This is a genomic window from Helicobacter salomonis (assembly GCF_017979425.1).
Classification (GTDB): Bacteria; Campylobacterota; Campylobacteria; order Campylobacterales; family Helicobacteraceae; genus Helicobacter; species Helicobacter salomonis.
Window position 1 is genome coordinate 47,476 of sequence record NZ_JAERIS010000003.1, and the last position, 22,552, is coordinate 70,027.

The following is a 22,552-nucleotide window of genomic DNA, read 5'->3' on the forward strand; positions in this document are numbered from 1 at the left end:
ACTCACGCTCCCAAATCATGACTGAGCTCACACAAAACCCTAATGTTTTGGCTGTGGCTGTCATACACCCAATGCTTGTCAAAGGCATGTTTTGCTCCCGAGTTGCCATTGACATCGAGCAAATAAAAGCGGTTTTTATCTTGGCGTTTGTGTTGCATTTGTTGGGCAAGGTTTGAATCAAGCTCGCCAAAATCTCCATCTGAGATCACTAGCAAATCTGCCTTTTTGTAATTCTCTGCTTGCATCGCCCTTAAGCCCTCTTTTAAGGCAAGCCCGACATCTGTCCCGCCCCCAAAACTCAGGCTCAAAAATTCATTCAATCTAGCAAGCCCTCCGCCCTTGCTTAAATCCATCGCACTCGTTTGGGAGCTAAAGTTAATTAAAAAGCAAGATCGTTTGCTCTTTTTGGCATGGGAGGCTAAAAAGAGTGTGAGGGCTTTAGCGATGAGCTCAGGCGTGCCACTCATCGACCCGCTAGTATCTACGCAAATAATGATAGGCCCTTTTTCCCCCTCTTTTTCCTGTTCCTTTTCTACTTCTACCTCCACTTCCTCTATCCCCTCCAAATGGTGGTCAATATAGCCTTGCTTTTCAAAGCAAAAGAGGCGTTTTTCTGTGAATTTCAGGTAAAACAACACCTCCAAATCGGGGTCATCCAGCAGGGCTAACTCTTGGGGGATCAAGTTTTCTAAATCATTACTCAAATGAATCCCACAAATCTCCTCTTTATAATCCCTAGTGGGGTGGCGTTCTGTGTAAGAATAGCTTTTAAGCTCCTTGATCATTTCCTTGATCATTTCTTGCTGCATTTCTTTCATCCGCCCCAGCAGATCGCAAATTTGCATTAAGGCTTTATTGTTTTTGATTTGGGCAAAGAGGGCAAGGATTTGAGCAAGATTTAAACGCGTGGGGTTAGCCCCCTGCAAAGAAAAGCCCCTACTCCCCTCTTGTTCTCTCTTGCCACCCTTGCCCCCCTGCTCTAGCTCTAGCCCCGTATCCAGTCCCTCCAAACTCTCTAACGCGCGTTTTTGTGCCTCTAAATCGCCTAAGCCCTCTAAATCTAAAGATTCTAGGGCTAGCCCCTTAGCGTCCATAAATAACCCACTTGTGCCAAAGAGTTCGGGGGCAAGTTTTGCTAGCTGTTTTGCCTGCCATAGGGCTTTAAACCACGCACGCATGCGCTCTAAAAAATCCTGCTCCATTTTGGCTTGTGTGGCTTGTTTCCATGTGGTGATCTTGTGATCTAAAACCCCTTGCCACTTACCTAAAATAAAGCGATGCAAGGTGGCGTGATCTTCGAGGGTTTTAAGCCCCTTTTCTTGGGCGTGTATAAAACTTAAATCCTCTTGGGGGTTGTGGGTGTGAAACTGGGCGCGGGTATTTGCCACCAAATCTTTTTGTTCTGGGTGGGTGTGTTTGCGCTGGTAGTGGGCTAGGCTCTCCTCAAAAAAGGGGTGGTTTTTTAAAGCCTCTTTAATTTGGCTATCTTTTTCTTGGCAGGCTAGCTCAAATTGCGCGGCAATCTGGGGGTCGTCTAAGAGATCGTAGGTTTGGAGGTCGTTCATTTGGTGTTTTTATAAGTTTGCTTTATTCTTTTAGCAAGCCCTAAAAGGTGGGGAACACAATTACGGCTGTAATTAGATAGACACTCTGTATGACCATCCCCACATGGGTAATCAATGTCATCTAGCACTTCTTCTAATTGATTTAATTTTTGCTTGCCCCTGATATAGTTTTCTAAAGCCCTTGCAATATCTGTAATAGCCTTTTTAAATTCTTTAGTGTTGATGACTTTTTTATTATCCATACGCCCGTGTTTTTGAATAATTTCTGTGATGCTCTGCGTAAGTGTTTGAAGTTGTTGTTCTTGTCTTTGTTTTTCAAGCACACCCGCTTGTGCGTCCCGCAAGAGTTCTTGTAATCTCAAGCGTAGGGTTTGAAAAGCCTCCAAAAGACCTGCCTCTTTAGGGTCTTTTTTGAGATCATCAATGGTGTTGTCAAAGTAGATGTGTAGATCATCATACATGCGTTGTTGTTTTTCCTCCAAAGGCTCATTAAGAAACACCTGTTTTAAGTTTTCTAGCTGTTGTTGGGCGTGTTCTAGGCGGGTGTTTCTATACAGCTCCTCTAATTTCAATGATAAAACCTTAAACTCTTCTAATAGCCCCTGCGTGCCTGAAAAGGCAACTTTCTGATCGGTAGAGGATAAAAACACATTAGCCTTTTGGCTTGCCTCTTGTAACTCTTGCCTCAAAGTTTGGGCGTGGGCAGTGGTTTGTTGGTGCAAGTCTTGGTAGGCATTGGTAAAAGTTTCTAAAAAATCCGTTGTCATCTTTTCAAGGTGTAAAAAGTTTTCTTGCGCCTTTTCTAAGTCTTTAGCCCTTGTGTGGCTACTTTTCAAGCATTGGGCTAAGATCGCATTGACTAAGGGGATTTGCTCTAGGCTATCCCACAGACAATGCCTAAGCAAGGCGAGATCGGGGGTGGTAACTTGGGGCTGGTCGCTAAGGAGGGCGGCGACTTGTAAGAGTTGGGCGCATTGTTTAAAACGCCGATCGGAGGGGGTGGCAATCAAGTTAGAATCGGACTCTGTAGTTTCTTGCTCCTCTTGTGTGGGCGCGCTCTCGCCTAAGAATTTTGCCACTAAAGCGGGGTTGTGTTTGAGTTGTTCTAAGGTCGCCTTAATGGTGTGCAAACTCTCTAGGGCTTCTGGGCTAAAGGGGATTTGGGCGGCTTGCTGGTGGATACTCTCTAGCTCCTCTAGGCTAAAGGCGTGTTGGCTAGAACTCTTGCCCTCTTGGCTGGTAATCAGTTTGAGAAAATTCTCTTTAGATCTTAGGGGTTCTACAAAGTAGCGCAAAAGCATGCGATCGTAAAGGGCTTCTAGCCCTTGATTGGTGGGAGGGAACTCATTGCTCGCGCACACAATGCCCTTTAGGGGGACTTTAATGTCCGTGTCTCCCTCTTTAAAAAGCCTTTCGTTGATGATGGTTAGTAGAGTGTTTAAGATCGCTGGCGAGCTTTTCCAAATCTCATCCAAAAAGGCAAAGCTGGCGGTGGGTAAGTAGCCTTTAGTGTTTCTGACTAGGCGGTTTTGTTTGAGTTGCCCGATGTCAATAGGACCAAAAATATCTTCAGGGGTGGAAAAGCGGTGCATCAGCGCGCTAAAGAAATCTTTAGGCTCACCAAAGGCAAGGCTGACTTTTCTAGCGATCATGGATTTTGCCGTGCCGGGGGGTCCGTATAAAAAAATGGCTTTACCGGCGAACATGGCGAGCAACACCAAGCGCACGCACTCCTCACGCTCGTATAAATCTTTTTCTAGCTCGGCGATGAGGTTTTTAACTCTGCTTTTGTAAGACATGGGACCTCCTAAAAAAGGGCTATTATAGCGCAGATTTTAAGTGCTCATGCTGTGTTCACTGCTTGCAGTCTTTAAGGGAGGGGTAATTCACGATGGCTTCAAAAATGCGTTCAATCTGGGAGAGATCGAGCTCTAAGGGGCATTGGTAGTAATGTGCGATGCTGACAAAGTGTTCTGGGTGGTATACGCTCACCACGCCATCGCAGATATGATTTAAACTCTCTTCTATAGCTTTGGGAATAATGGGAGTGAGCACAATAATGCTTCTAGCGCGTTTGTCCATACAAGTTTGGATGGCTAAACCTGCCGTGATCCCCGTTTCGATGCCTTGATCCACGATGAAGACATTTTTATGAGCCAGGGATTTGAGCATGTTGCCCTTGCGGAATTTGTAAATTTTAGAGAGAATTTCTTCCTCGTAAATTCTCTTAGCTTCGCCATAGACATAATCTAAGCTGATCTCAAAAGCCTGGATAAGGTTTTCGTGCATGATAATTCCCATGGTCTCGCTGACTAAGGCGATTTCGCATTCGCGATTTAGTGGGGCGTAAATAGAACCGCTAAAGAGAAAATCTAAATCCACGCGCAATTTCATGGCGAGTGCATGGGCAAATTGCAGACCCTTAAGGCTGGTGGCAAGCATGATCGCATCGCTGGTATCTAAATGGCGCACAAGCACTTCATTGATGAGCTTGTGTAGAGCGTCTTGGTAGTCTTTAAAGAGGGTTTGAGTCATTGTTTTAGGCGGCGGTAGGTTAGGTTGGTTTTGGTGATGGGAGAGAAGTCTAATTCTAATTTGATATAACTATTTTCATAGATTTTAAGCGGATCATTGGGGTTGTCTGTGAGCACAGGGCGGCGGCGGTTGACAAATTTGAGGCCAATACCAAAACAGCGGATTTTCTTGAAGATGCCTACATCCCAGTTTAGGATCACATTCTTGCTAATGTCATAACCAATAGAGCCAGTTAGCGAAAACCATCTAAAATCATTACTGAAACCAGCTTTGAGGTAGTTAGAGTTGTTTTCTACAATTTTATTGATCCCATTGTCGTTAAAATTGGATTTAAGATAGTAGGAAATGTTAGCCACAAGAAATTTGTAATTGTAATTGGCGTTGATAGACACCTCATCTAAGCTATTGTAATACCATGAGTAGAAAAGTGTGCCATAAATATTCAAACCCTTGAGGGGTGAAAAGCCCAGCTTGGTTTCCATGGGCATGCGCAACAAAGAAATTTTATCATCAAAATCCATCGACTGGGCGATGCGCCAATAGAAAAGTTCCTGTCCATTGATACCATAGAGGTATTGGGTGAGGTTTAAACTGAGTTGCCGACTGGAGGGATTGCGCTCAATAATTGCCGAAGGGTTCCACACCGAATCGTAAATTTGACCGCGGTAATCGTAGTCGCTCAGTGTATTGGAAGTGAAGTCATTGCGTGCCTGCGCACTGAGCACATACATTTGATCGTTGAACAAGCCATTAGCAAAGTTGTAGTAAGTGCCTTGTAACACCGCTTCTAGTTGGACGGTGTGGAGCAGTTTATTGTATTCGCGTGCCAGGTCTGTGTTAAGATAGAGGGTGTAAGCGCTGGAGAAATAATTCCCATACACCCTAGAGACTCCCGGAATATTAGGAACATAGCTATTTTTGGTGTTGCCTATGACGACATTGCTCAAGTTAATATTATTCCACAAGCCCACAGAAAGGTATTTTTTAAAAAGCGAGAATTGCATGCCCAAAGGAATTTGAATGGTGTTTTGCACATAACCATAACCCACTTCACGCACGATGTCGTGGAATTGGTAGTCTAAAGAGTAGAGAAGGTGTTTCCACCCCAGAGGTGCTAGGTACTTGTGGTATTGCAAACTGGGGAGGGATTGAAAGGTGCGATCGTTATTAATTTTATTGAGGTTGAGGAAGTATTTGAGATTTAAACCATAGTAATGATTATTGGTTTGGATATAGTAATTGCCTCGCGACATGTGGGTGGCATCGGTAATGCGTTGGTTGACCTTTTCAAAGCGTACATAATCTAGGTCGTTCATGTAGAGGAAATCTAGGTAATAGGCGTTGTCTAGCTTGGATTTGAGTCCAAAGTATTTTTGGAATGCCTGACGGCTAGCACTCAGTGTCTCAAACCCAAAGACATTTTGGTTGCGCAGATGATAAAGCTCTGTATAGTGATTGTAGTTGCGGAAATAACGCATGTTGAAGATGAATTTATCTTGGTGGGAATTGATCATTCTAAAATCAAAATTGAGTCCCAAGCCCCTTTTGGAGCGGATTTGAGGCGTTAGAGTCATGTCCCATGAATCCCTAGGTGCAATGTAGAGAGGTTGCAGGTAAATGAAACCCGCCAGATTGGAAGTGCCAAATTCAGGGTATAGAAGTCCGCTGGAGCGTTTGGTACTCGTTGAGGTGAACACATAGGGCAAGTAGAGAATGGGAATATTGCCCAAGTAAATTTTAGGATTCCAAAGCGAAAGATGGGACTTATCTGCGTTGAAGCGCCCTGAAGTCGCGTTAACATGCCAAATGGGGTTGTCAATACTGCAGCCAGAAGCGGTGAGATTTTTGATGTAGTATTGGTTTTGCTTGGCATGGGCGATGTCTGCGCTGATCCACATTCCGCTAACGCTATCTTGCACATAAAAGGGAAAGATGAGCTCGTACTTCTCATTGAGTTTTACCTTAATATGCTCCGCGCGCACCAAGAGGCCCTCTCCGCGATAGATCTTGACATGCCCCTCTAAAATGGCTTCCTTTTTCTGGGTATCGTAAATCGCCTTATCGGCTAAGATATACACATCGTAATTGAGCAAGATCGCATGCCCGCTAGCCGTTACAATGTGGTTTTGAGCGTCTACGCGATCAGCTAAAAGCTCAAAAATCTTGTGATTTTTTTTGTCAAATTTCTGCACGGCGATTTGCTGCTTGGCTTGCGCCACTATGGCAAATAGCCATCCTAATAGGAATAACCACCAGCGCATTCATTTAGTCATGATAACCAAAGTCTTGGCATAGCGATCGTGAAAAACACGCTGAAATTTGTCCTTAGAAAGATAGATGAAGGGGCATAAGAGAGCCATTTCCTTGAAGGCGCAGCGCTTTAATCGTTCTATCCAAGTAGGATTGTCTAAACTCTTCAAACTCACCACGCGCAAATGGAAGACAATTTTTCCAATGCTCACCCCAAAGCCCCCCATGCACAGCCCTTCATAGAAAATGTGTAAGAATACATAGAGTAAGACATAGCGCAGCACGGCGTGGGTTTTGAGAATGAAGCCCACATGCAAGACATCGAGCCAACGCGTGTTAAAATCCCATGCTAGTAGGCTCACCAGAAGCATATCCACACCATAAGCCCCCACCCGACACCACCAAGGAGGCAAAACCAAGCGCTCCTTATAAAGAATTTCCTCTAGCTTATAAGGCTCCAAAACTATTATCCGTGCTAGTATCCAATATCTTCTCTAAACTGCATGCCCTCAAATTGCACCTTATTGACGAGTTCATAGGCATGTTCTCTAGCCTCCAGTAGAGATTTTCCCACGCCAACACATACTCCCACACGCCCTCCAGACACCAAAAAGACTCCATTTTCTTGGGCAATGCCCCCCAAATCCAAATGCCCTTTTTTTTCGTCGATAGGGTCGATGTAAACACTCTGTCCCCCAGAAATCTTATAGGGGTAATCTTTGGAGGCAAGCACCACACCTAAGCAATGTTGAGAGTATAACTCTAGGGACAAATCTTGGAGTGTATCGTCCAAAGTTGCTAAACAGAGGTCTAAAAGGGGGGTTTTGAGCAGAGGTAAGAGCACACCGCACTCCGGATCGCCAAAGCGCACATTGTATTCGAGCAAGTAGGGCTCTAACCCCCCCTGTGTTTCTACCACCATCACTCCCGTATAGAGCACTCCTACAAGGGGCTTGTTTTGCTCTACCATGGCTTTTAAAATAGGCTCGATGATTTTGGTGGCGATGGCGTGCTGTAGGACTTGGTTACACAAATTCGTAGGCGCGAACGCCCCCATCCCCCCCGTATTAGGTCCATTGCCCGAGATCTGCTTGTAAGATTGAGAAGGGGGTAAGAGAAGGTAGTTTTGGTGATGAACTAGCGCACAGATGGAGAGTTCAAAACCGGGCAAAAATTGCTCTAATAAAACTTTTTGCTGCTGTTTGTTGCCAAATAGGTATTCTAGTGCCCGCAACCCTTCTTCTTGATTTTGCGCAATGACCACTCCCTTGCCTTGACATAGCCCATCTGCTTTGATCACGAGGGGATAATGACTTTGTTCTAAGTGTAAACGGGCTTGATCGTAACTGGAGAGCACCACATAGGGCGCGGTGGGTACACCATAGCTTTGGGCTAATTCTTTGGCAAAGCTCTTGGAGCTCTCTAACAGACTAGCTTGTTGGCTAGGTCCAAAAACTTTGATTTGTGTATGCGCAAAGGCATCGCTCAGACCCTCTACTAAAAGGGTTTCTGGTCCAATCACCACTAAATCCACCTTTTTATCCAGCGCAAAAGCCACCAATTGGGCGTGATCGTGGTAGGGCACATTCACCCCGATATTCTGTGTTCCCCCATTCCCGGGACAAAAATAAATATCGCCTACGCGTGTGTCTTCTCTAAACTTGCGTCCCAGCGCGTATTCTCTAGCGCCCTCTCCGACAATCAAAATCTTCTTCTTCATTTAAACCCTATTTTAGTCACCCAGACGAGCGTTACTATGTTGCGTAGTTCAGCAGAGCTACGGATTGACTAGGAGGACTCTCTTAGGTGGCAGATTTGCACATCCAAAGCCATGCAAAAATACCAAATCACACAAAAGCCACTACAACCAGCCTTACTAGTTGTGTATAAAAGAACTTACCAAAAGTAGAAACACGCGTCGTCCAGGCTAAATTTGGCATGTCATTATACTTCAATTTAACTTAGATCGTAATAGTGATTGTATTAAAATGGGTGTAGAAAACTTGTGTGCCTGCTTGGGAGGCAAAGCGCACATGTTTCTTCTGCGTGTAGTCGATGTTGATTTTTAAAGCTTGCGCGCTGGGATTAGAGCAAGTGAGTTTGGCCAGTAGAGTGCAGGCCTTGTGTAAAAGACTCTCTGAGGGTGCATGGGGGTGGGAGAAAATGACCATGTGTGCCCCGGGTTTGTCTTTGACATGTGCCCAAATGTCGCGTGCGCGCGCCATTTTGAGAATTTCGCGGTTTTCCTGTTGGTTGCGTCCAATCATCACCCGTGTCCCCTCGATATCAAAACTTTCCAAATGGGCGTTTGGCACGCTGCGTCGTGTGGTTTTGGCACGCAAAAGGGTCAAATCTTCTAGGCGCGCTGTGGCTAAAAAAGCCTGTTTGGCCTGCAAAAAGGCGATCTTGGAGCGAATATTTTCTACTTGTAATGCGATATGTGTGGCTTTTTGCTGGCTTTTCTTAGCCATTTTAAAGAGTTTATTGGCCGCATCGCTTAGGGTGCGCGCTTGTGGGGGCAAAGTGATGTGTTGCTCTTCCAAAACTAGTGTTTTTGCATACACCAAACTGGGGTCTAAATGGTGTAAATGTGCCAAGATCAAATTAGCATGGACACGCTGTTGTGCAGATTCCTGGAGGAGTTGTGGCGCGCTGGGTAAGCTTTCTAAGCGTGCCTGCAAAGTCTGTTCTTTTTTCTTCCAATTGCGTTTCAAGCCTGCCTTTTGACTCTCTAAGGTTTGCATGCTCACGCGGGTATGCAGGGCATGGAGTGCCTCAAAAAGGTCCTGTTCCAACATAGGTTCTAAGGGAGGGCGTGTAAAAGCAGGTTTAGCTAGAGGAGTTAGGATTTGGGCTTTGATGACGGGGCGATAACTCTGCTGTGCGCTCACAAAGCGCAAGGCTTCTAACACGCGCCCCTGCGCATCTAATAAGATCGCATTGCTATGCTTGCCCGTGAATTCCAATTGCAAAAAGGCATGGGTTCTCTTGTAGCTATGCGCACATTCTAGCGCGATCTTTAAGATTCGATCGTCATTTTCTAAAGAAGCGTCCACAATTCTAGCATTGGAGGCATATTTTTCTAAGGCAAGATTGAAAGGGGTTTTGGAGTAGCTAGCATGTGCGCAAAGATCGATGTAGAGATAACTCTGCGCTCTGTGCATGCATGCCTTGAAGCAATAATGAGGGGTGTCTAACACGAGTACATGTTGGTGGGCGCGGATGGTGATTTTAGATTGTTTTTTTAAGAGTAAAGCACTATGGTACAAAAGCGCGTAGCTAATCATAATTCAACTTCATTCTAGCGTAAGCTAGGGCTTCCTGCCCCAAGTTAGCGTCTACCATGCGGGCAATTTCGAGCACTTGCTCGTCTTTATTGAGTAATTTGATGTGGGCGTGGTGGTTATTTTGGTAGACCAAAAAATGTCGATCTGCTAGACCGGGGAGATGCGGTGCGTGTGAAATGGCGATAACCTGGTAATGCGCGCTCAATTCTTTGAGAATTTGCGCTACATTCGCGCTCTCCTGTCCACTCAGATTAGCATCTAGTTCATCGACTAGGAGAGTTTGAATAGGGGTGTTGGAGTGTTGTCTCTTTGCCTGCAATGCCAACAGAGCAAGGCGCAAGCGGTTACATTCTCCCGCACTCCAGTGCGCGCTTTTACCCAAGAGTAGATGCACATTCTCTAACCCATGCGCTCCCAAGGGCACTGCCTCTAAGGCTAAATGGGGTGTTTTGAGCAAAAGGGGAGTGGTGTAATTCTCCAGCATCGCTTGCATGGTGCTTAAGTGTTGTTGGCGTTCTTGCTTCACTTGCAAGCCCCATTGCAAACAGGTTTGCTCGCATTTTTGTAAGTGTTCTTGCGCATGTTTGACATGTTTTTCATGTTCGCAATAGCGTTGGTAATCTTGAATTAAGGCATCTCTTTTGGCGCGCGCCTGTGCCTCACTCCCATATTTGCGCACAATGCTCCCTAATTGGCTCATCTGATCGAGGAGGTTTTCCATGTCTACATGCTCTAATTCTTCTAAAGCAAACATTTGTTCACGCAAAAGTTGTCTAGCTTCTTCTAGCTGGCACTGAAGTTGTTCTTGGAGCTGGCGCGGAGCCTCAATGCATGCCAAAGCTTTGCAAATGTGTGCACTCCACTCTAGGGCACTCAAACCCTCTTTAATGAGGGCGCTATGCTTTTCCTTGCTTTGGTGCTGATTCTTCAGAGTTTCTAAACGGGCATAGGCCCCCTCTTCTAATTCCACGCTTTGTAACTTAGTCAGCTCAAAGCGCGTGATCTCTTTAAGCATTTCCAGACCGGAGGTTTCTTGCTGGAGTTTTTCTAGTTCTTGACGCGCGCAGGTGTAATCATGGTAACTTCGAGCAAAGGATTGGAGCAAGCTAGGGTCTAAAAAACTATCTAAAATCTCCAGGAGCATAGACGCACTAGGGGCGTGGGCGTGGCTGGAAATGTGTAGTAAATGCGGTGTAAAATAGCCTTGCAAAGCCTTTTTACTCATAGGCATGCCATTGTGCATATAGCGAGTCTTTTTGTCTTTTTTGATCTGGACAAGATGAGGAGTATCCACATGCCAGTGCACTTCTAAGGCCTTAGCACACATGGGGGCTAGTCCTACACTGGCTAAAATACATTTTAGAAGCACGCTTTTCCCGCTACCGCTTGCTCCACTAATGACATTTAAATGGGGACTTAGGTGCAAAGAAGCTTGCTCAAAGACAACCCCTTGTTCGATCATCACATATTCTATCATTTGCTTCCAAACTTAATTAAATCTTATAACCAGACTTAATAGCAGCGTTGCTAAAGGGGGCATTGTAGCACAAAAACAGCACGCAAGTACTCATCCAATAATGCTCTATCAAAACAGATAGGCATAGGAGGCGATCCAGTAGTAAGTCTGCATCATGATCTCCGCATAACGCGTGGATTTGATTTTCCCAAAAGGGAATTTAACACCCAATTCTACGCGGTGTTTTTGGGCAAGCGTGCCTCCCAAGCCCACATTAACAATCCCATTATAACCCATAAAACTGCGTGCATTCACGGGGCTATTGAGTGTTTGAGCATTTTGAAAGTAGCCAAACCCCACACCCACATAAGTGCCCACCGCCATTTTTTTAGAGATGTGATAAAAATCGTTGATCATATCCACATTGAAACTTAAAAAAGAGTAGACATTGGTGTGTAAGGCGGTAGGTCTAAGTGCCATAATATAATCCATGTTTGCTCTAATGGCCAGGTATTTTAAGGCGTTAAATTGATACCCCCCGCGAATTCCCCATAAAAAATTGTTTTGCCAGGGTGTAGGAACCATTCTAAGGGTTTGAAACCCTGTGCTGACCCCAATAAAAATGTGATTTTTGGAAGAATCGCGTGCCCAAAGAACCGAGGCACATAGTAATAACACTGCTAGCGTTCGCATCAATTACCTTGATAGAATTTCTTAAGCTTGTCATCCAAAGGGGCCAATAGACGATAGAAAATGGGCACGACCAACAAGCTTAAAAGCATGGAAACCATCAAGCCCCCACTCATGGCAATCCCGATGGGGGATTTCATCGCCGCGCCCTGTCCACTCGCCAAAGCTAGGGGCAACATTCCGCACACCATTGCAATGGTGGTCATCAAAATAGGGCGTAGGCGCGACTCGCCGGCTAAAATGATCGCCTCTACAATGCCATGCCCCTCCTTGCGCCGATCATTGGCGATATCAATGATCAGAGTGGCGTTCTTGCCTACCATTCCGATAAGCAAGATCAGCCCCATTAAGGAGAACATGCTCATGGGCTGGTTAGCCAAACCTAGTGCAAAGAATGCTCCTGAGAAACTCAAGGGCATGGTTACCATGATAATCAAGGGTTCTAAAAAGGATTCGTAGAGCGCGGCCAAAATCATATAAATGAGAATGAAGGCTGTCGCAATCGCTACTCCAAAGGCGATATTGGTTTCTTTAAGTCTGTCTGCATCCCCGGTAAAAGTGTAAGTCGCTCCCTTGGCTAACCACTCCCCAGAGTGCTCTTGGACCTGGCTTAAAATCTCTCCCAAATCCACTCCTTCAGCAGGTCTAGCTAGCACGGTTACGCTGCGCTGACGGTTATAGCGGGTGATATTCGAGGGAACTTTGCGCTCCACAATTTCAATCAAGCCGTCTAAGAACATCAATTTGCCATCTTTGTTACGGATCTGCAGCCGCTTGATTGCATCAATATCCATTTTTTTATCTGTAGGAACACGGATAATAATGTCGTATTCTCTTCCATTTTCTTTAAAATAACTCACTCGATTTTCCCCAGACAAAGCATCGCTCACCACCGAGGCGATGTTTTGTACACTCACACCGTATTTCGTAGTTGTGGCCCGCAATACTTTGAGCTGATATTGGGTTTGGGAGTCTGAAGTGTTTGTATGGTAGCCCGCTACCTTGCCCTTCATTTGCGGACTCTCCAATAAAAATTTCTTCAAACCCGCCACGCTTTTGTCAACTAACTCTTGGGAAGAGGCATAGACAAAGGCCTGGAACGCCGAACTATCCCCTCCACCAATGAGAGGCACTTCCGCTAAGTTGATAGAAACGAGATCCTTAGCTTCTGGCAACGCGTGGAGTTTAGCACGCATATCTTTCATGATTGTAAATTGGCTTCTTTGATGGTGCTCTTTGAGTTTGACATAAAACTTGCCTCTGAAGGTGCTCTGCACACTCCCATAACCCACCTGCATGGAGTTAAAATCCACATCGGGGTCTTTCTCAATCACAGCCTGTAAGGCTCGCATTTTTTTGAGCATTTCTTTAAGACTAATATTAGTGTTGGCTTTCACAAAGATATTGAACATACCCCGATCTTCTTGCAGCATAAATTCCATGCCCAGTTTGCCAGCCACATGCAAAGAAAAGGCGAAGACTCCAGCGACTACTCCGCCCACGATCAATTTGTGTTCTAAAATCCAGCCTAATAATTTGGCATAAGCCTTTTCCATGCCTTGAAAAAAGGGCTCCGTGCGCTTGTAAAGTGCAGAGGGCTTGGAGCTCACGAGAATGGAGCTTAGCATGGGGATCACCGTTACCACCACCACATAGGAAATCACAATGGCTAGGGCGACCGTGATTCCAAAACTTTGGAAAAATCGCCCCACAATCCCGCTCATATTTCCCACAGGAATAAAGACAGACAAAAGCATGGCCGAGATCGCGATGATGGCAAAGGCGATCTCATGCACACCCTCATAGCTAGCACTTCTTTTATCCATCCCTGCTTCTAGTTTTTTGTGGATATTCTCGATGATTACGATCGCATCGTCAATGATGATCCCAATGGAGAGCGTGAGGGCCACCATGGTGAGCATATTGAGTGAAAAGCCCATCCAGTTGATGAGCGCGAAAGTCCCCATCACTGAAATGGGGATACTCATCGCTGAAACAAAGGTGATGGAAAAACTGCGTAAAAACACGAAGACAACAGCGATGGCTAAAATCCCGCCCAAGATTAAGTCAAATTTGACATCTTCAATCGAGTGGCGGGTGTAATCTGTGGTGTCTAAAAAGGGGCGCAGATCGTAGCCCGGACTCACCGCGCGCATCGCGTCCATTTCTTGGTAGATTCCATCTACGATTTTAATTTCATTGGCCCCAGCAATCTTTTGTACTTCTAGCACGATGCCTTGATCGCGTCCGTAGCTTGCATAAGTGATGTCTGGGTCAATGCCTTCTTCCAGAGTGGCAATATCACTCAAGCGCACATGGTTGCCAATCTGAATATTGGCTAGATCAGTCATTGTGTAGCTATTCCCATCCACTAAAATGGCGTAGTTTTTCTCTTGAGAGATGATCTTACCCCCGTCCATCTCTAGGTTTTGGGTTTTCAGGGCGTTGTAGAGATCCACATAGGTCAAATTGTATTTGTTCATTAGGCTTGGATCAGCGTAAATGCGCACCTGTTTTTCTTGGAAGCCCTGCAATTGCACCCCACCCACGCCCTCGATCTTTTGCAACATTGGCTTGATGATGTTTTTGGCGTGATCGTTGATTTCAGCAAGAGTTTTTTGCTTGCTGGTTAAAAAGATCGAGAGAATCGGTTGCGAGCTGGTATCCACTTTATCAATGGCGGGCTTACGGATATTGGGATCGTCAAAGCTAATCGAAGACACTTTGTTGATGATGTCATTGAGCGCGGTGGTAATGGGTTTCTCTAAGACAAACTCCACGATTACGATACTAATGTTGCGCGCGCTATTAGAGGTAACTTTTTTAATGCCATCCACCCCCATGACCGCTTCTTCGACCTTATCTGTAACCTTGCTCTCTACAATATCCGCGCTTGCTCCTGGGTAGCTGGTTCTGACTACTACGACGGGGAAATCAATGTTGGGAAAAAGAGCGATACTGATTTTATCTAGCGCCATAGTGCCAAAGAAGACTACCATGAGCGCAAACATCAAGGTAGTAACGGGTCTTTGAATTGCTAATTTGTACACAAGGACTTCCTACTGGATGAATCCGTCCCCAAAGACACCCGGGACTAAGATGCTATCTGGGGGTAGGAGGGCTTCAGCACTGACCTTGCGCGTGCTCACATCAATGGTTGGGTAAATCTTGGTAATGATTGCCTGTTGTTTTTCTGGCTTGCCATCAATGCTATAAGTGAATTTATCCCCTACTTTGACTACTGGCAGATACTTTGAGTCAAATTCTAGCACCAGCTTTGCTTTCCTGCTCACCAATCTAAAAAGAATCGTATTATTAGCTCCCATTCCCTCACCTAATTCGATATTCTTACTGGCAATCACGCCATCAAAGGGAGCTCTCAAAATAGTTTTTTCCACCACAGCGAGGGCATAGTTGCGATCAAATTCTAGTTTTTTATAGTCTGCATAGTATTTATCGAGCGTATTTTTATCGATAGCACTTCCGATCTTCTTATAGCGTTCGTATTGCTTTTGTGTGAAATTGAATTGCTGCGTAATAGAATCGACTTGAGATTTTTTGTCCTTATTGTAAAGGGTGAGCAAGATATCCCCTTTTTTAACCCTGCTCCCCACATCTACATAAATCGCATCCACAATCCCCGAAGAATCGAGGGTCAAATTTGCATCTTCCAGCGCCTCTACATTGAAAATCGCATACACCTCTTTGGCATGAAGCCCTACTAACAATAGCAGGGCGCATAAAATGGTCCTCATTGTCAATCCTTAGCGCACATAATCTTGGATATGGTGGCCACTATAAAAAATATAATTGGCCTTTTGCATTTCGTAATTATTGAGTGATTGATTGTAGATCACCTCTGCATCAAAACGGGTGCGCAGCGCCCTCAAGTAGGTTGTAAAATCTACCAAACTCGCGTTGTATTTTTTCTTGATACTCTCGTAAGAGAGAGTTGCAGATTTCAAGCTTGCTTCAGAGCTGCGGATTTTAGAGCGGGCCATGTCTAAAGATTTGCGATAAAGTTGTTCGTCTTTCTGCTGTTCTAGCTTTTTATAGGTGAGCGTTTTTTCTTGGGCGAGTTGGCCTAGACGCACATACTGCTTTTGTAAATTCAACCCAACATCGCTCAATAAATCCAAACTAATCACTAAAGATACCGTGTTTTGTTGGGTGGGGAAGAGGTTATCCAATCTATTGCCTATCGCAAAAGCAGGCTTTTGGATGTAGTATTGCCAATCATCTGTCAGATCAATGCTGGGATAGTAATTGAGTTGCTTATTCTGGTAGTGGATGGCCGTGATCTGTTCTCGAAGCGAGCGCAAATCAGCGCGCTCTCTAATTCCCAAATTGGGTTCTAAAATGGTGGTGCGTTTCAAAGAAGGAATTTTAGAATTAGTTAAATACTCTAAGGTGAGGCGGTTTTGTTCGATGGCAAACTCCATGTCCGTGATATCATTCTGACTGAGTGCCCCCTGGGCCTTAGCACTTTCTAAATTGTCGATGGTAGTCAGTCCTTGGTCGAAAAGTTGACTGGTGCGCTTGATATCCGCACGCAACTCAGCTAGCTTGCGTTTGAGTGCTACGAGCTGGGCCATGTTGTTGAAGTATTGGTAATATTGTTGCACCACTTGTAAATAGATGCTCTGTCTGGTGTATTCCATGCTGGCCAAGGTAGAACGATAGGTGGCGGATTTTTCCTTAACGCCATTGATTGTGCTAAAACCTTTAAAAAGGTTGAGATCGAGTTTTGTATTGAGGAGCTGCATGTCATACACGGGGTCTAGTGTCGAGCTCCTATTTCTGTGGCTATAAGTGTAATTGCTATTGAGAGTGGGTAAAAACTTGACTTTAGCGATCGTATGGTTTTTGAGTGCTTGACTCACCTGTAACTGCGCTGATTGCAAAGAATAGTTATTGTTGGCACTTCTAATGAGTTCAGCTAGGCCTAATGCGCCAGTTGTAGTGGTCGCAAACTTCTTTTCTTCCATAGCCTCTAGCTCTTGAATTCCCAGAGCGAGTGGGCCCGTAGGGCGGTATGCTTCTAATTCCAAGGCATGCGATAATGTTCCAAAAATCCATAAGCAAGAAAACCATAAAAAAAACCTAAAACGCAAAATAAAACTCCACATAAAGACTGCATATATCGCATTGTGATGGTGTCCTCGGCGGGATTTGAACCCACGGCCTTACGATTAGGAATCGTACGCTCTATCCAACTGAGCTACAAGGACAAGCGCGCCTTAGGCGCACGAGGACTATTTTTTCTTTTTGCTATTTTTTGGGGCAGCTACAAGATCTTTGAGCACCTTACCAGGTTTGAATTTAGGCACCATTTTGTCTTTAGTGGTGTAGGTTTTATCACTCCCAGGCACTTTCCCCTTTTTGCCTTTCTGCAAAACTGCCTCAAATTTCCCAAAGCCCACTAATTCCACGCTTGCATGCGAACTCAATGCCTTCTCAACGGCCTTAATAAAACCATTAAGCGCCAACTCAGCATCTTTCTTATCTTTGAACCCTCCCTCCTTTTGCATCAAATCCAAAAACTCCAGTTTTTTCATCACTCATCCTTTACATTATTTTTTTTAGGAAAACAAATACGTCCGTCATTATACTACAAAAAACCCATGATCGCGTCAATTCCGCGTTTAATGCTAAAAGTAGAAATCGGGGTATTGATTTCTGGGGAGCAGAATCTTGGCACAAGTGAGCTGGTTTTAGATGGTGTAACCCCCTGGTATTCATGCTATGAGAAGTGTATTATCTCCACTTACTGGGCGGTGATTCACAATCCCTTCAAGTTAGCTATTGTATGATGTATAGTTTAGTCAAAATTTATCTAATAAAGGGGCTAGTTTGGTGCGTGTGGCAATCAATGGGACTGGACGAATTGGCTTGTGCGCTGCGCGCATTGTAGCAAAACATAAGGACATGGAGTTGGTTGCCATCAATTCTACTTGTGATCTAGATACCCTGATCCATCTTTTGCGTTACGATTCATTGCATAAACACGACGGACATGTGGAAAAGGTCAATGAAGAGGGTTTGTGCATGGATAATAGTTTGTTCGTGCGTGTTGTCCATGAACGCGATCCAGCCAAACTAGACTTTGGAGAGGCGCAAGTGGTGTTGGAGTGCACGGGAAAATTTAACGATTATGATTTAGCCAGAGTGCATTTGAAAAACGCTGTGCAGAATGTGGTAATCTCTGCTCCAGCTACAAATACCCCCACTTTTGTCTATGGCGTGAATCACACCAGCTACGCTAATGAGCCCATTATTTCTAACGCTTCTTGCACCACTAATGCGCTCGCCCCCCTTCTTTGGGTGCTCGATCAACATTTTGGTATAGAGCATGCCTTAATGACCACGATTCACAGCTACACCAATGATCAAAATCTCTTGGATTCCAAACATAAAGACCTGCGTCGCGCTAGAGCGGCCGCTTTGAATATTATCCCCACCAGCACGGGGGTCAACAAGGCTTTAGCCCATATCTTGCCCCATCTAGCCCCTAAAGTCAAGGGTTTAGCACTACGCGTGCCTACCCCAGTTGTGAGCTTGATTGACTTGAGTGTGCATACTCATCAAGAGATGAGCCTAGAGGGTATCCATGCAAGTATGCAGCTAGCCAGTCGTACCACTCTAAAGGGCGTTTTAGGAGTTGATGCCCACCAACGCGTTTCCAGCGACTTTATCGACAGTCCCTATAGTGCAGTTTATATTGAAGATCAGACCTTGGTTTTAGATGAGCACCATGCTAAGGTGTTAGCGTGGTATGACAATGAAGTGGGCTATTCTCAACGGCTTGTAGATATGGCCTACTACACGATAAAAGGACAAACATGCTAGCGGGAATCAAGCGCATGCAAGAGGTTTTAGGAATCCAGGATGTGGCGTTGCAGGGCAAAAATGTGCTCATTCGCGTGGATTTCAATGTGCCCTTAGATAAGGATTTCAATATCACCGAAGACACGCGCATACGCGAGAGTGTTCCCACCATTAATTATTGCATCGATAATGGGGCGAAGTCTGTGATCTTAGTGGGACATTTGGGACGCCCTGACCCCAAGCTAGATGGGCAACAGGAAAGCCAATTTTCCCTCAGTCATTTGGTGAAACGCTTGGAACGTCTGCTCAATAAAGAGGTCTTATTCGCACACTCTTTGTCAATGGCGCAAAAACTCCAAGCAGAGCATGAGCATCCCGTGATTTTGGTTGAGAATTTGCGTTTTTACAAGGGTGAAAGGGAGAATGACCCCGAGTTTTCTAAGCAATTGGCAGGTCTGTGTGAGGTATATGTTAATGATGCTTTTGGCACAAGCCATCGCAAGCATGCCAGCACCTATGGCATTGCCCAGTATGTGCCTACTAAGGTGGCTGGTTTCTTGCTTAAGAAGGAAATTAATTCTTTTGCCAAGGCTCTAGCTAATCCTCTACGCCCTGTGCTTTTGATTGTAGGGGGCGCTAAGGTCAGCTCAAAACTAACATTGTTGCGTAATATTTTAGACAGGGTGGATAAAATCATTATCGGAGGTGCGATGAGCAACACCTTTTTGCAAGCCCTCAATTACAATATGCAAGCCTCTTTGGTGGAAGAGGATTTGATTCAGGATGCCCTGGACATCTTACAAACAGCCAAACAAAAGGGTGTGCATGTCTACCTGCCCGTAGATGTGGTGAGCAGTCCTCATTTGGAGCATACTGACCAGGCACAGATCACTCCCGCTCAAGATATCCCCTTAAATCATATGGCCGTAGACATCGGTCCAGCTACCTCTAAGCTCTTCTCCTTAGTGATCCAAAGTAGCCAAACCATCCTTTGGAATGGTCCATTGGGTGTCTATGAAATCCCCTTATTTAGTCGGGGCTCTTCTGTGATTGCTCATAGCATTTCTAACACCTATGCCTTTTCGTTGGTCGGTGGAGGGGATACTATTGATGTTTTGACGCGTGCGGGTTATAAGGATAGTGTGAGTTTTATCTCCACTGGTGGGGGGGCGAGCCTAGAGCTTTTAGAAGGCAAAATTTTGGTTGCCTTTGAAGTGTTGGACCGCCGTTCATGAAAGGGAGTGTGCCGTGCCCATCAGGATACAGGAGAGTTGGGCATGATCAATGTCTTCGCCAAAAATAATGAACTCGTCGAGGTCTTTGCATTTCAAGGCTTTGAAAACTTTCCCTTGGAAGAGCAAAATATTCTTTGGTATGAAATCGTCAATCCTACCTTTGCCGAACTCCATTGCATGGCACAGAACTACAATTTTGACCTGTACGAAGACCCAGAAAAGAGCGCAATTGCCAAGTATTGGGAGAATAGCACTTCAATTACTATCAACACCTATTTTATTTACAAAGACTCGCCTCTAGCTTTCCACACAGAAGCGATCACCTACTTCATTGCTGACAATATTCTATTTACCCTATACCATGGAGATTTCCCCATCTTCCAAGAAGTGCAACGGCGTGTGCTGGCCAGCCCAAAAAAATTCCACGATGGTTTTGACATCTTGGCTAAGATTTTAGAGCTCTACTTTGAAAAGGGAGCGGATTGTTTAGAAGAGGTCAATCGGGAAACTAGCGTGTTACGCAAGCAAATTGTCTTTGATTTAGAAGCTTGTACCCATGAGGAAACCTTGATTTCGCTCTCTTTCCTACAAGAATTCAATATGGAATTACGCGATTCCCTCTTTGATAAAAGACGCATCATTACCGCCCTTTTAAAGAGCAATAAGGTCGATAATGAAACCAAAAAAGACTTTAACATCATTATCAAGGATTTTAATTCTTTAGTGGAATTCAGCACCGCTAATCTCAATGCCCTGGATAATATCCAAAATCTCTTCACCTCACAGGTCAATGTGGAGCAAAACAAAATTATCAAACTCTTTACCGTGGCTACCATGGCGATGATGCCCCCCACTCTGATTGGCACGATCTACGGAATGAACTTTGAAGTGATGCCCGAGTTGCGCTGGGAATTTGGCTACCCTATTGCAATCGTAGCCATGGTCGTTTCCACCATTCTACCCATTTTGTATTTTAAAAAGAAAGGCTGGCTCTAGACGAGCGCACCCCAGAGCAACCCTCCTAGCACGATCAAGCCCAGCACAAATGCGCTGATAATACCCTTAGTGTTCTTGCGCTTAAAGCCCATGAGCAATCCACTGAGGTAGAACAAACACAAGAATACCCCAAAGATAATCCCAAAGATCACAAGTGGCTTGCCCGCTCTGCCCTTATGCACTTGCATGAGTATCCCTAGCGCACTACGATGTATGCTTGTAATAACGCTCTGATTCCCCTGAGCATTCACATTGATTTCATAACCAGCCGTACCAATAATCAACGCTCCCTTGCGTCTTCTAGGTTCGATCTTGGCAGGTAGGGCGATGTTTTTTTGCTTTAAAAAGTCTAAAAGAAATTCTAATTCTTTTTCTTTAGCTACAAGGGGCACGCTCCATTTGGTGATTTTAGCCCCACTATTGGAACCAAAATCTAAAAGGAAAGCTATCCCGCTAATTACAAACAACAAAACCAAGGGTAAGAAAAACACGCTCGTATAAGCGTGGAACTTGTAAATGGTCTTCATATGCATCACCTCAAAACATGGCTGACAAATTTCGAGTAATTATCCATTATCAGCCCTCCTTTGCGAAAGCCCAGCCCGCATGCTTCGTAGGCAAAAAAGACATTGGGTTGGTAGTAAAATTCTCCTGCTTGGTTGAGGGGAGCGTATTCTTGATAAACAGGCTTGTGGTTACCATAAACTCCTCCGGTTTCATGTAAGATACCTAGATCGGAGTTGAGAATCTGCACATTTGCTCCCTCACGCCCAAAAGCGACTTTACGCACTTGTTTTTTATTTCTCAAGGGCTCATAACTAGCTTCTAAAAGTAGGGGATGATTAGGATAGCACTCCCAAAGCACTTTTAAAAAGCGTTTGCTCTGAAACAAAAGTGTATAGGCAGGGTTTAAAAAGATGGTGTTTTGATTAGCCATCATGTCCTGCATAAGGAGCGCGAGCTCGGGCTCATCAATAGCAATGCTTTCCCATGGCACGAGCTTAAACAAAAATTCATAGTTCACTCCCTCAAAAAAGACCCCCTCTTCGGGGTTGAATTGTACCTCGTCCATGTAAGCAAAATGCGTTTCAAACCCCGCACTCCGTGCAGTATCTTGCAAAAACTGCACACTACGTTCTTCCTCACTATTGCCTCGAATACTTGAAAAAAGGATTTTCCATCCTTCATACATGCTCTCAAATTGACTCACATCTTCACTCAAAGTTACAAGGCGTTTAAAATTTTGACTCAAAGCCTCGTGGATATTGTTAAACTGCAAGTCCTCATTGTAGCCATTGTGTTTGAGCAAGGCCCATTGCACGAGCGCACTCTCATAGAGCATAGTCGGGGTATCTGCATTAAACTCCAAAAGCTTGATGGGCTGCCCATCTAGCCCCCCAGCTAAATCGAAACGCCCATAGATATGCCAATGCACCTCCTCTTCAAAACTCTGTTTGATCATGGGAATCAAGCTATTGGGAATATCCAGCTCAAAAAAGCGTTCCTGCTCGATGACCATCTGTGCCGTGTCTACAAACATGTCATAAAGCTCATTGCAAGCATCATAATAAGCATTAGCCTCTGTTTGGGTCACCTCTACCAAATCATTGCTAATATAGGGGCTTTGATCGGGATCGGTGTGCCAATCTAACCCGATTTCTTCTAAAGCCTGATGGCTTAAAGGCTGTAAGGTTTTAATTTGCATAGAAT

Annotated in this window: 18 protein-coding genes and 1 tRNA gene; 3 read left to right on the top strand and 16 right to left on the bottom strand. The window is 44.9% G+C overall.

Going from position 1 to position 22,552, the window contains the following annotated elements:
- Positions 1-2: 2 nt before the first annotated feature.
- The 14 genes from KCO92_RS07335 to KCO92_RS01320 all read right to left on the bottom strand — a co-directional run bounded on the left by KCO92_RS07335 (position 3) and on the right by KCO92_RS01320 (position 17,341).
- Positions 3-1,565, bottom strand: coding sequence for a VWA domain-containing protein (locus KCO92_RS07335; RefSeq protein WP_233710488.1), 1,563 nt, complete (start codon positions 1,563-1,565; stop codon positions 3-5).
- Positions 1,562-3,364: an AAA family ATPase gene (locus KCO92_RS01260; protein WP_233710489.1), complete on the bottom strand. Its 1,803-nt coding sequence runs from the start codon at positions 3,362-3,364 to the stop codon at positions 1,562-1,564. Before KCO92_RS01260 ends, KCO92_RS07335 begins: the two co-directional genes overlap by 4 nt.
- A gap of 55 nt (positions 3,365-3,419) precedes the next feature.
- On the bottom strand, positions 3,420-4,100 hold the full coding sequence (locus KCO92_RS01265) for a phosphoribosyltransferase (RefSeq protein ID WP_104695870.1): 681 nt from the start codon (positions 4,098-4,100) through the stop codon (positions 3,420-3,422).
- Positions 4,097-6,361 (bottom strand): LPS-assembly protein LptD, encoded by a 2,265-nt coding sequence (locus tag KCO92_RS01270; RefSeq protein ID WP_104695871.1) that lies wholly within the window; start codon positions 6,359-6,361, stop codon positions 4,097-4,099. The genes KCO92_RS01265 and KCO92_RS01270 overlap by 4 nt, the downstream gene beginning before the upstream one ends.
- Entirely contained in the window at positions 6,362-6,811 is a 450-nt protein-coding gene (locus tag KCO92_RS01275) for an RDD family protein (RefSeq protein WP_233710490.1), read from the bottom strand. It abuts the gene before it with no gap.
- A gap of 14 nt (positions 6,812-6,825) precedes the next feature.
- Positions 6,826-8,070, bottom strand: coding sequence for a phosphoribosylamine--glycine ligase (gene purD / locus KCO92_RS01280; protein WP_104695873.1), 1,245 nt, complete (start codon positions 8,068-8,070; stop codon positions 6,826-6,828).
- A 241-nt stretch (positions 8,071-8,311) separates the two neighbouring features.
- Positions 8,312-9,637 carry an NFACT family protein gene (locus KCO92_RS01285; RefSeq protein ID WP_104695874.1) on the bottom strand — a complete coding sequence of 442 codons (1,326 nt, stop codon included), beginning with the start codon at positions 9,635-9,637 and terminating at the stop codon, positions 8,312-8,314.
- The gene (locus KCO92_RS01290) at positions 9,630-11,114 is read right to left on the bottom strand and encodes a DNA repair protein RecN (protein ID WP_104695875.1); all 1,485 of its coding nucleotides are present in this window, start codon (positions 11,112-11,114) and stop codon (positions 9,630-9,632) included. The genes KCO92_RS01285 and KCO92_RS01290 overlap by 8 nt, the downstream gene beginning before the upstream one ends.
- A 108-nt stretch (positions 11,115-11,222) precedes the next feature.
- Entirely contained in the window at positions 11,223-11,786 is a 564-nt protein-coding gene (locus tag KCO92_RS01295) for an outer membrane beta-barrel protein (protein WP_199766017.1), read from the bottom strand.
- Positions 11,786-14,833 carry an efflux RND transporter permease subunit gene (locus tag KCO92_RS01300; protein WP_104695877.1) on the bottom strand — a complete coding sequence of 1,016 codons (3,048 nt, stop codon included), beginning with the start codon at positions 14,831-14,833 and terminating at the stop codon, positions 11,786-11,788. The genes KCO92_RS01295 and KCO92_RS01300 overlap by 1 nt, the downstream gene beginning before the upstream one ends.
- A 9-nt stretch (positions 14,834-14,842) precedes the next feature.
- Positions 14,843-15,538, bottom strand: coding sequence for an efflux RND transporter periplasmic adaptor subunit (locus KCO92_RS01305; protein WP_104695878.1), 696 nt, complete (start codon positions 15,536-15,538; stop codon positions 14,843-14,845).
- Between the two features lie 9 nt (positions 15,539-15,547).
- A complete protein-coding gene (locus KCO92_RS01310; protein WP_233709672.1) occupies positions 15,548-16,771 on the bottom strand; it encodes a TolC family protein in 1,224 nt (407 codons plus the stop codon).
- A 166-nt stretch (positions 16,772-16,937) separates the two neighbouring features.
- A tRNA-Arg gene (locus tag KCO92_RS01315) sits at positions 16,938-17,014 on the bottom strand.
- Between the two features lie 24 nt (positions 17,015-17,038).
- A complete protein-coding gene (locus KCO92_RS01320; protein ID WP_104695880.1) occupies positions 17,039-17,341 on the bottom strand; it encodes an HU family DNA-binding protein in 303 nt (100 codons plus the stop codon).
- Between the two features lie 298 nt (positions 17,342-17,639).
- Here KCO92_RS01320 and gap point away from each other — a divergent pair, with 298 nt between their 5' ends.
- From gap to corA, 3 genes are read left to right on the top strand one after another with little or no spacing between them, the layout of a single operon-like run.
- Positions 17,640-18,632 carry a type I glyceraldehyde-3-phosphate dehydrogenase gene (gene gap / locus KCO92_RS01325; protein WP_104695906.1) on the top strand — a complete coding sequence of 331 codons (993 nt, stop codon included), beginning with the start codon at positions 17,640-17,642 and terminating at the stop codon, positions 18,630-18,632.
- Entirely contained in the window at positions 18,626-19,846 is a 1,221-nt protein-coding gene (locus KCO92_RS01330; protein ID WP_104695881.1) for a phosphoglycerate kinase, read from the top strand. The genes gap and KCO92_RS01330 overlap by 7 nt, the downstream gene beginning before the upstream one ends.
- 42 nt (positions 19,847-19,888) lie before the next feature.
- The gene (gene corA / locus KCO92_RS01335; protein ID WP_104695907.1) at positions 19,889-20,842 is read left to right on the top strand and encodes a magnesium/cobalt transporter CorA; all 954 of its coding nucleotides are present in this window, start codon (positions 19,889-19,891) and stop codon (positions 20,840-20,842) included.
- On the opposite strand, the gene KCO92_RS01340 is transcribed toward corA, so the two are convergent.
- Together KCO92_RS01340 and KCO92_RS01345 are read right to left on the bottom strand one after the other, a co-directional pair.
- The gene (locus KCO92_RS01340; RefSeq protein ID WP_233710491.1) at positions 20,839-21,369 is read right to left on the bottom strand and encodes a PepSY domain-containing protein; all 531 of its coding nucleotides are present in this window, start codon (positions 21,367-21,369) and stop codon (positions 20,839-20,841) included. The genes corA and KCO92_RS01340 overlap by 4 nt on opposite strands.
- A gap of 5 nt (positions 21,370-21,374) precedes the next feature.
- Positions 21,375-22,547: a glutathionylspermidine synthase family protein gene (locus tag KCO92_RS01345; RefSeq protein WP_104695882.1), complete on the bottom strand. Its 1,173-nt coding sequence runs from the start codon at positions 22,545-22,547 to the stop codon at positions 21,375-21,377.
- Between the last annotated feature and the right edge of the window lie 5 nt (positions 22,548-22,552).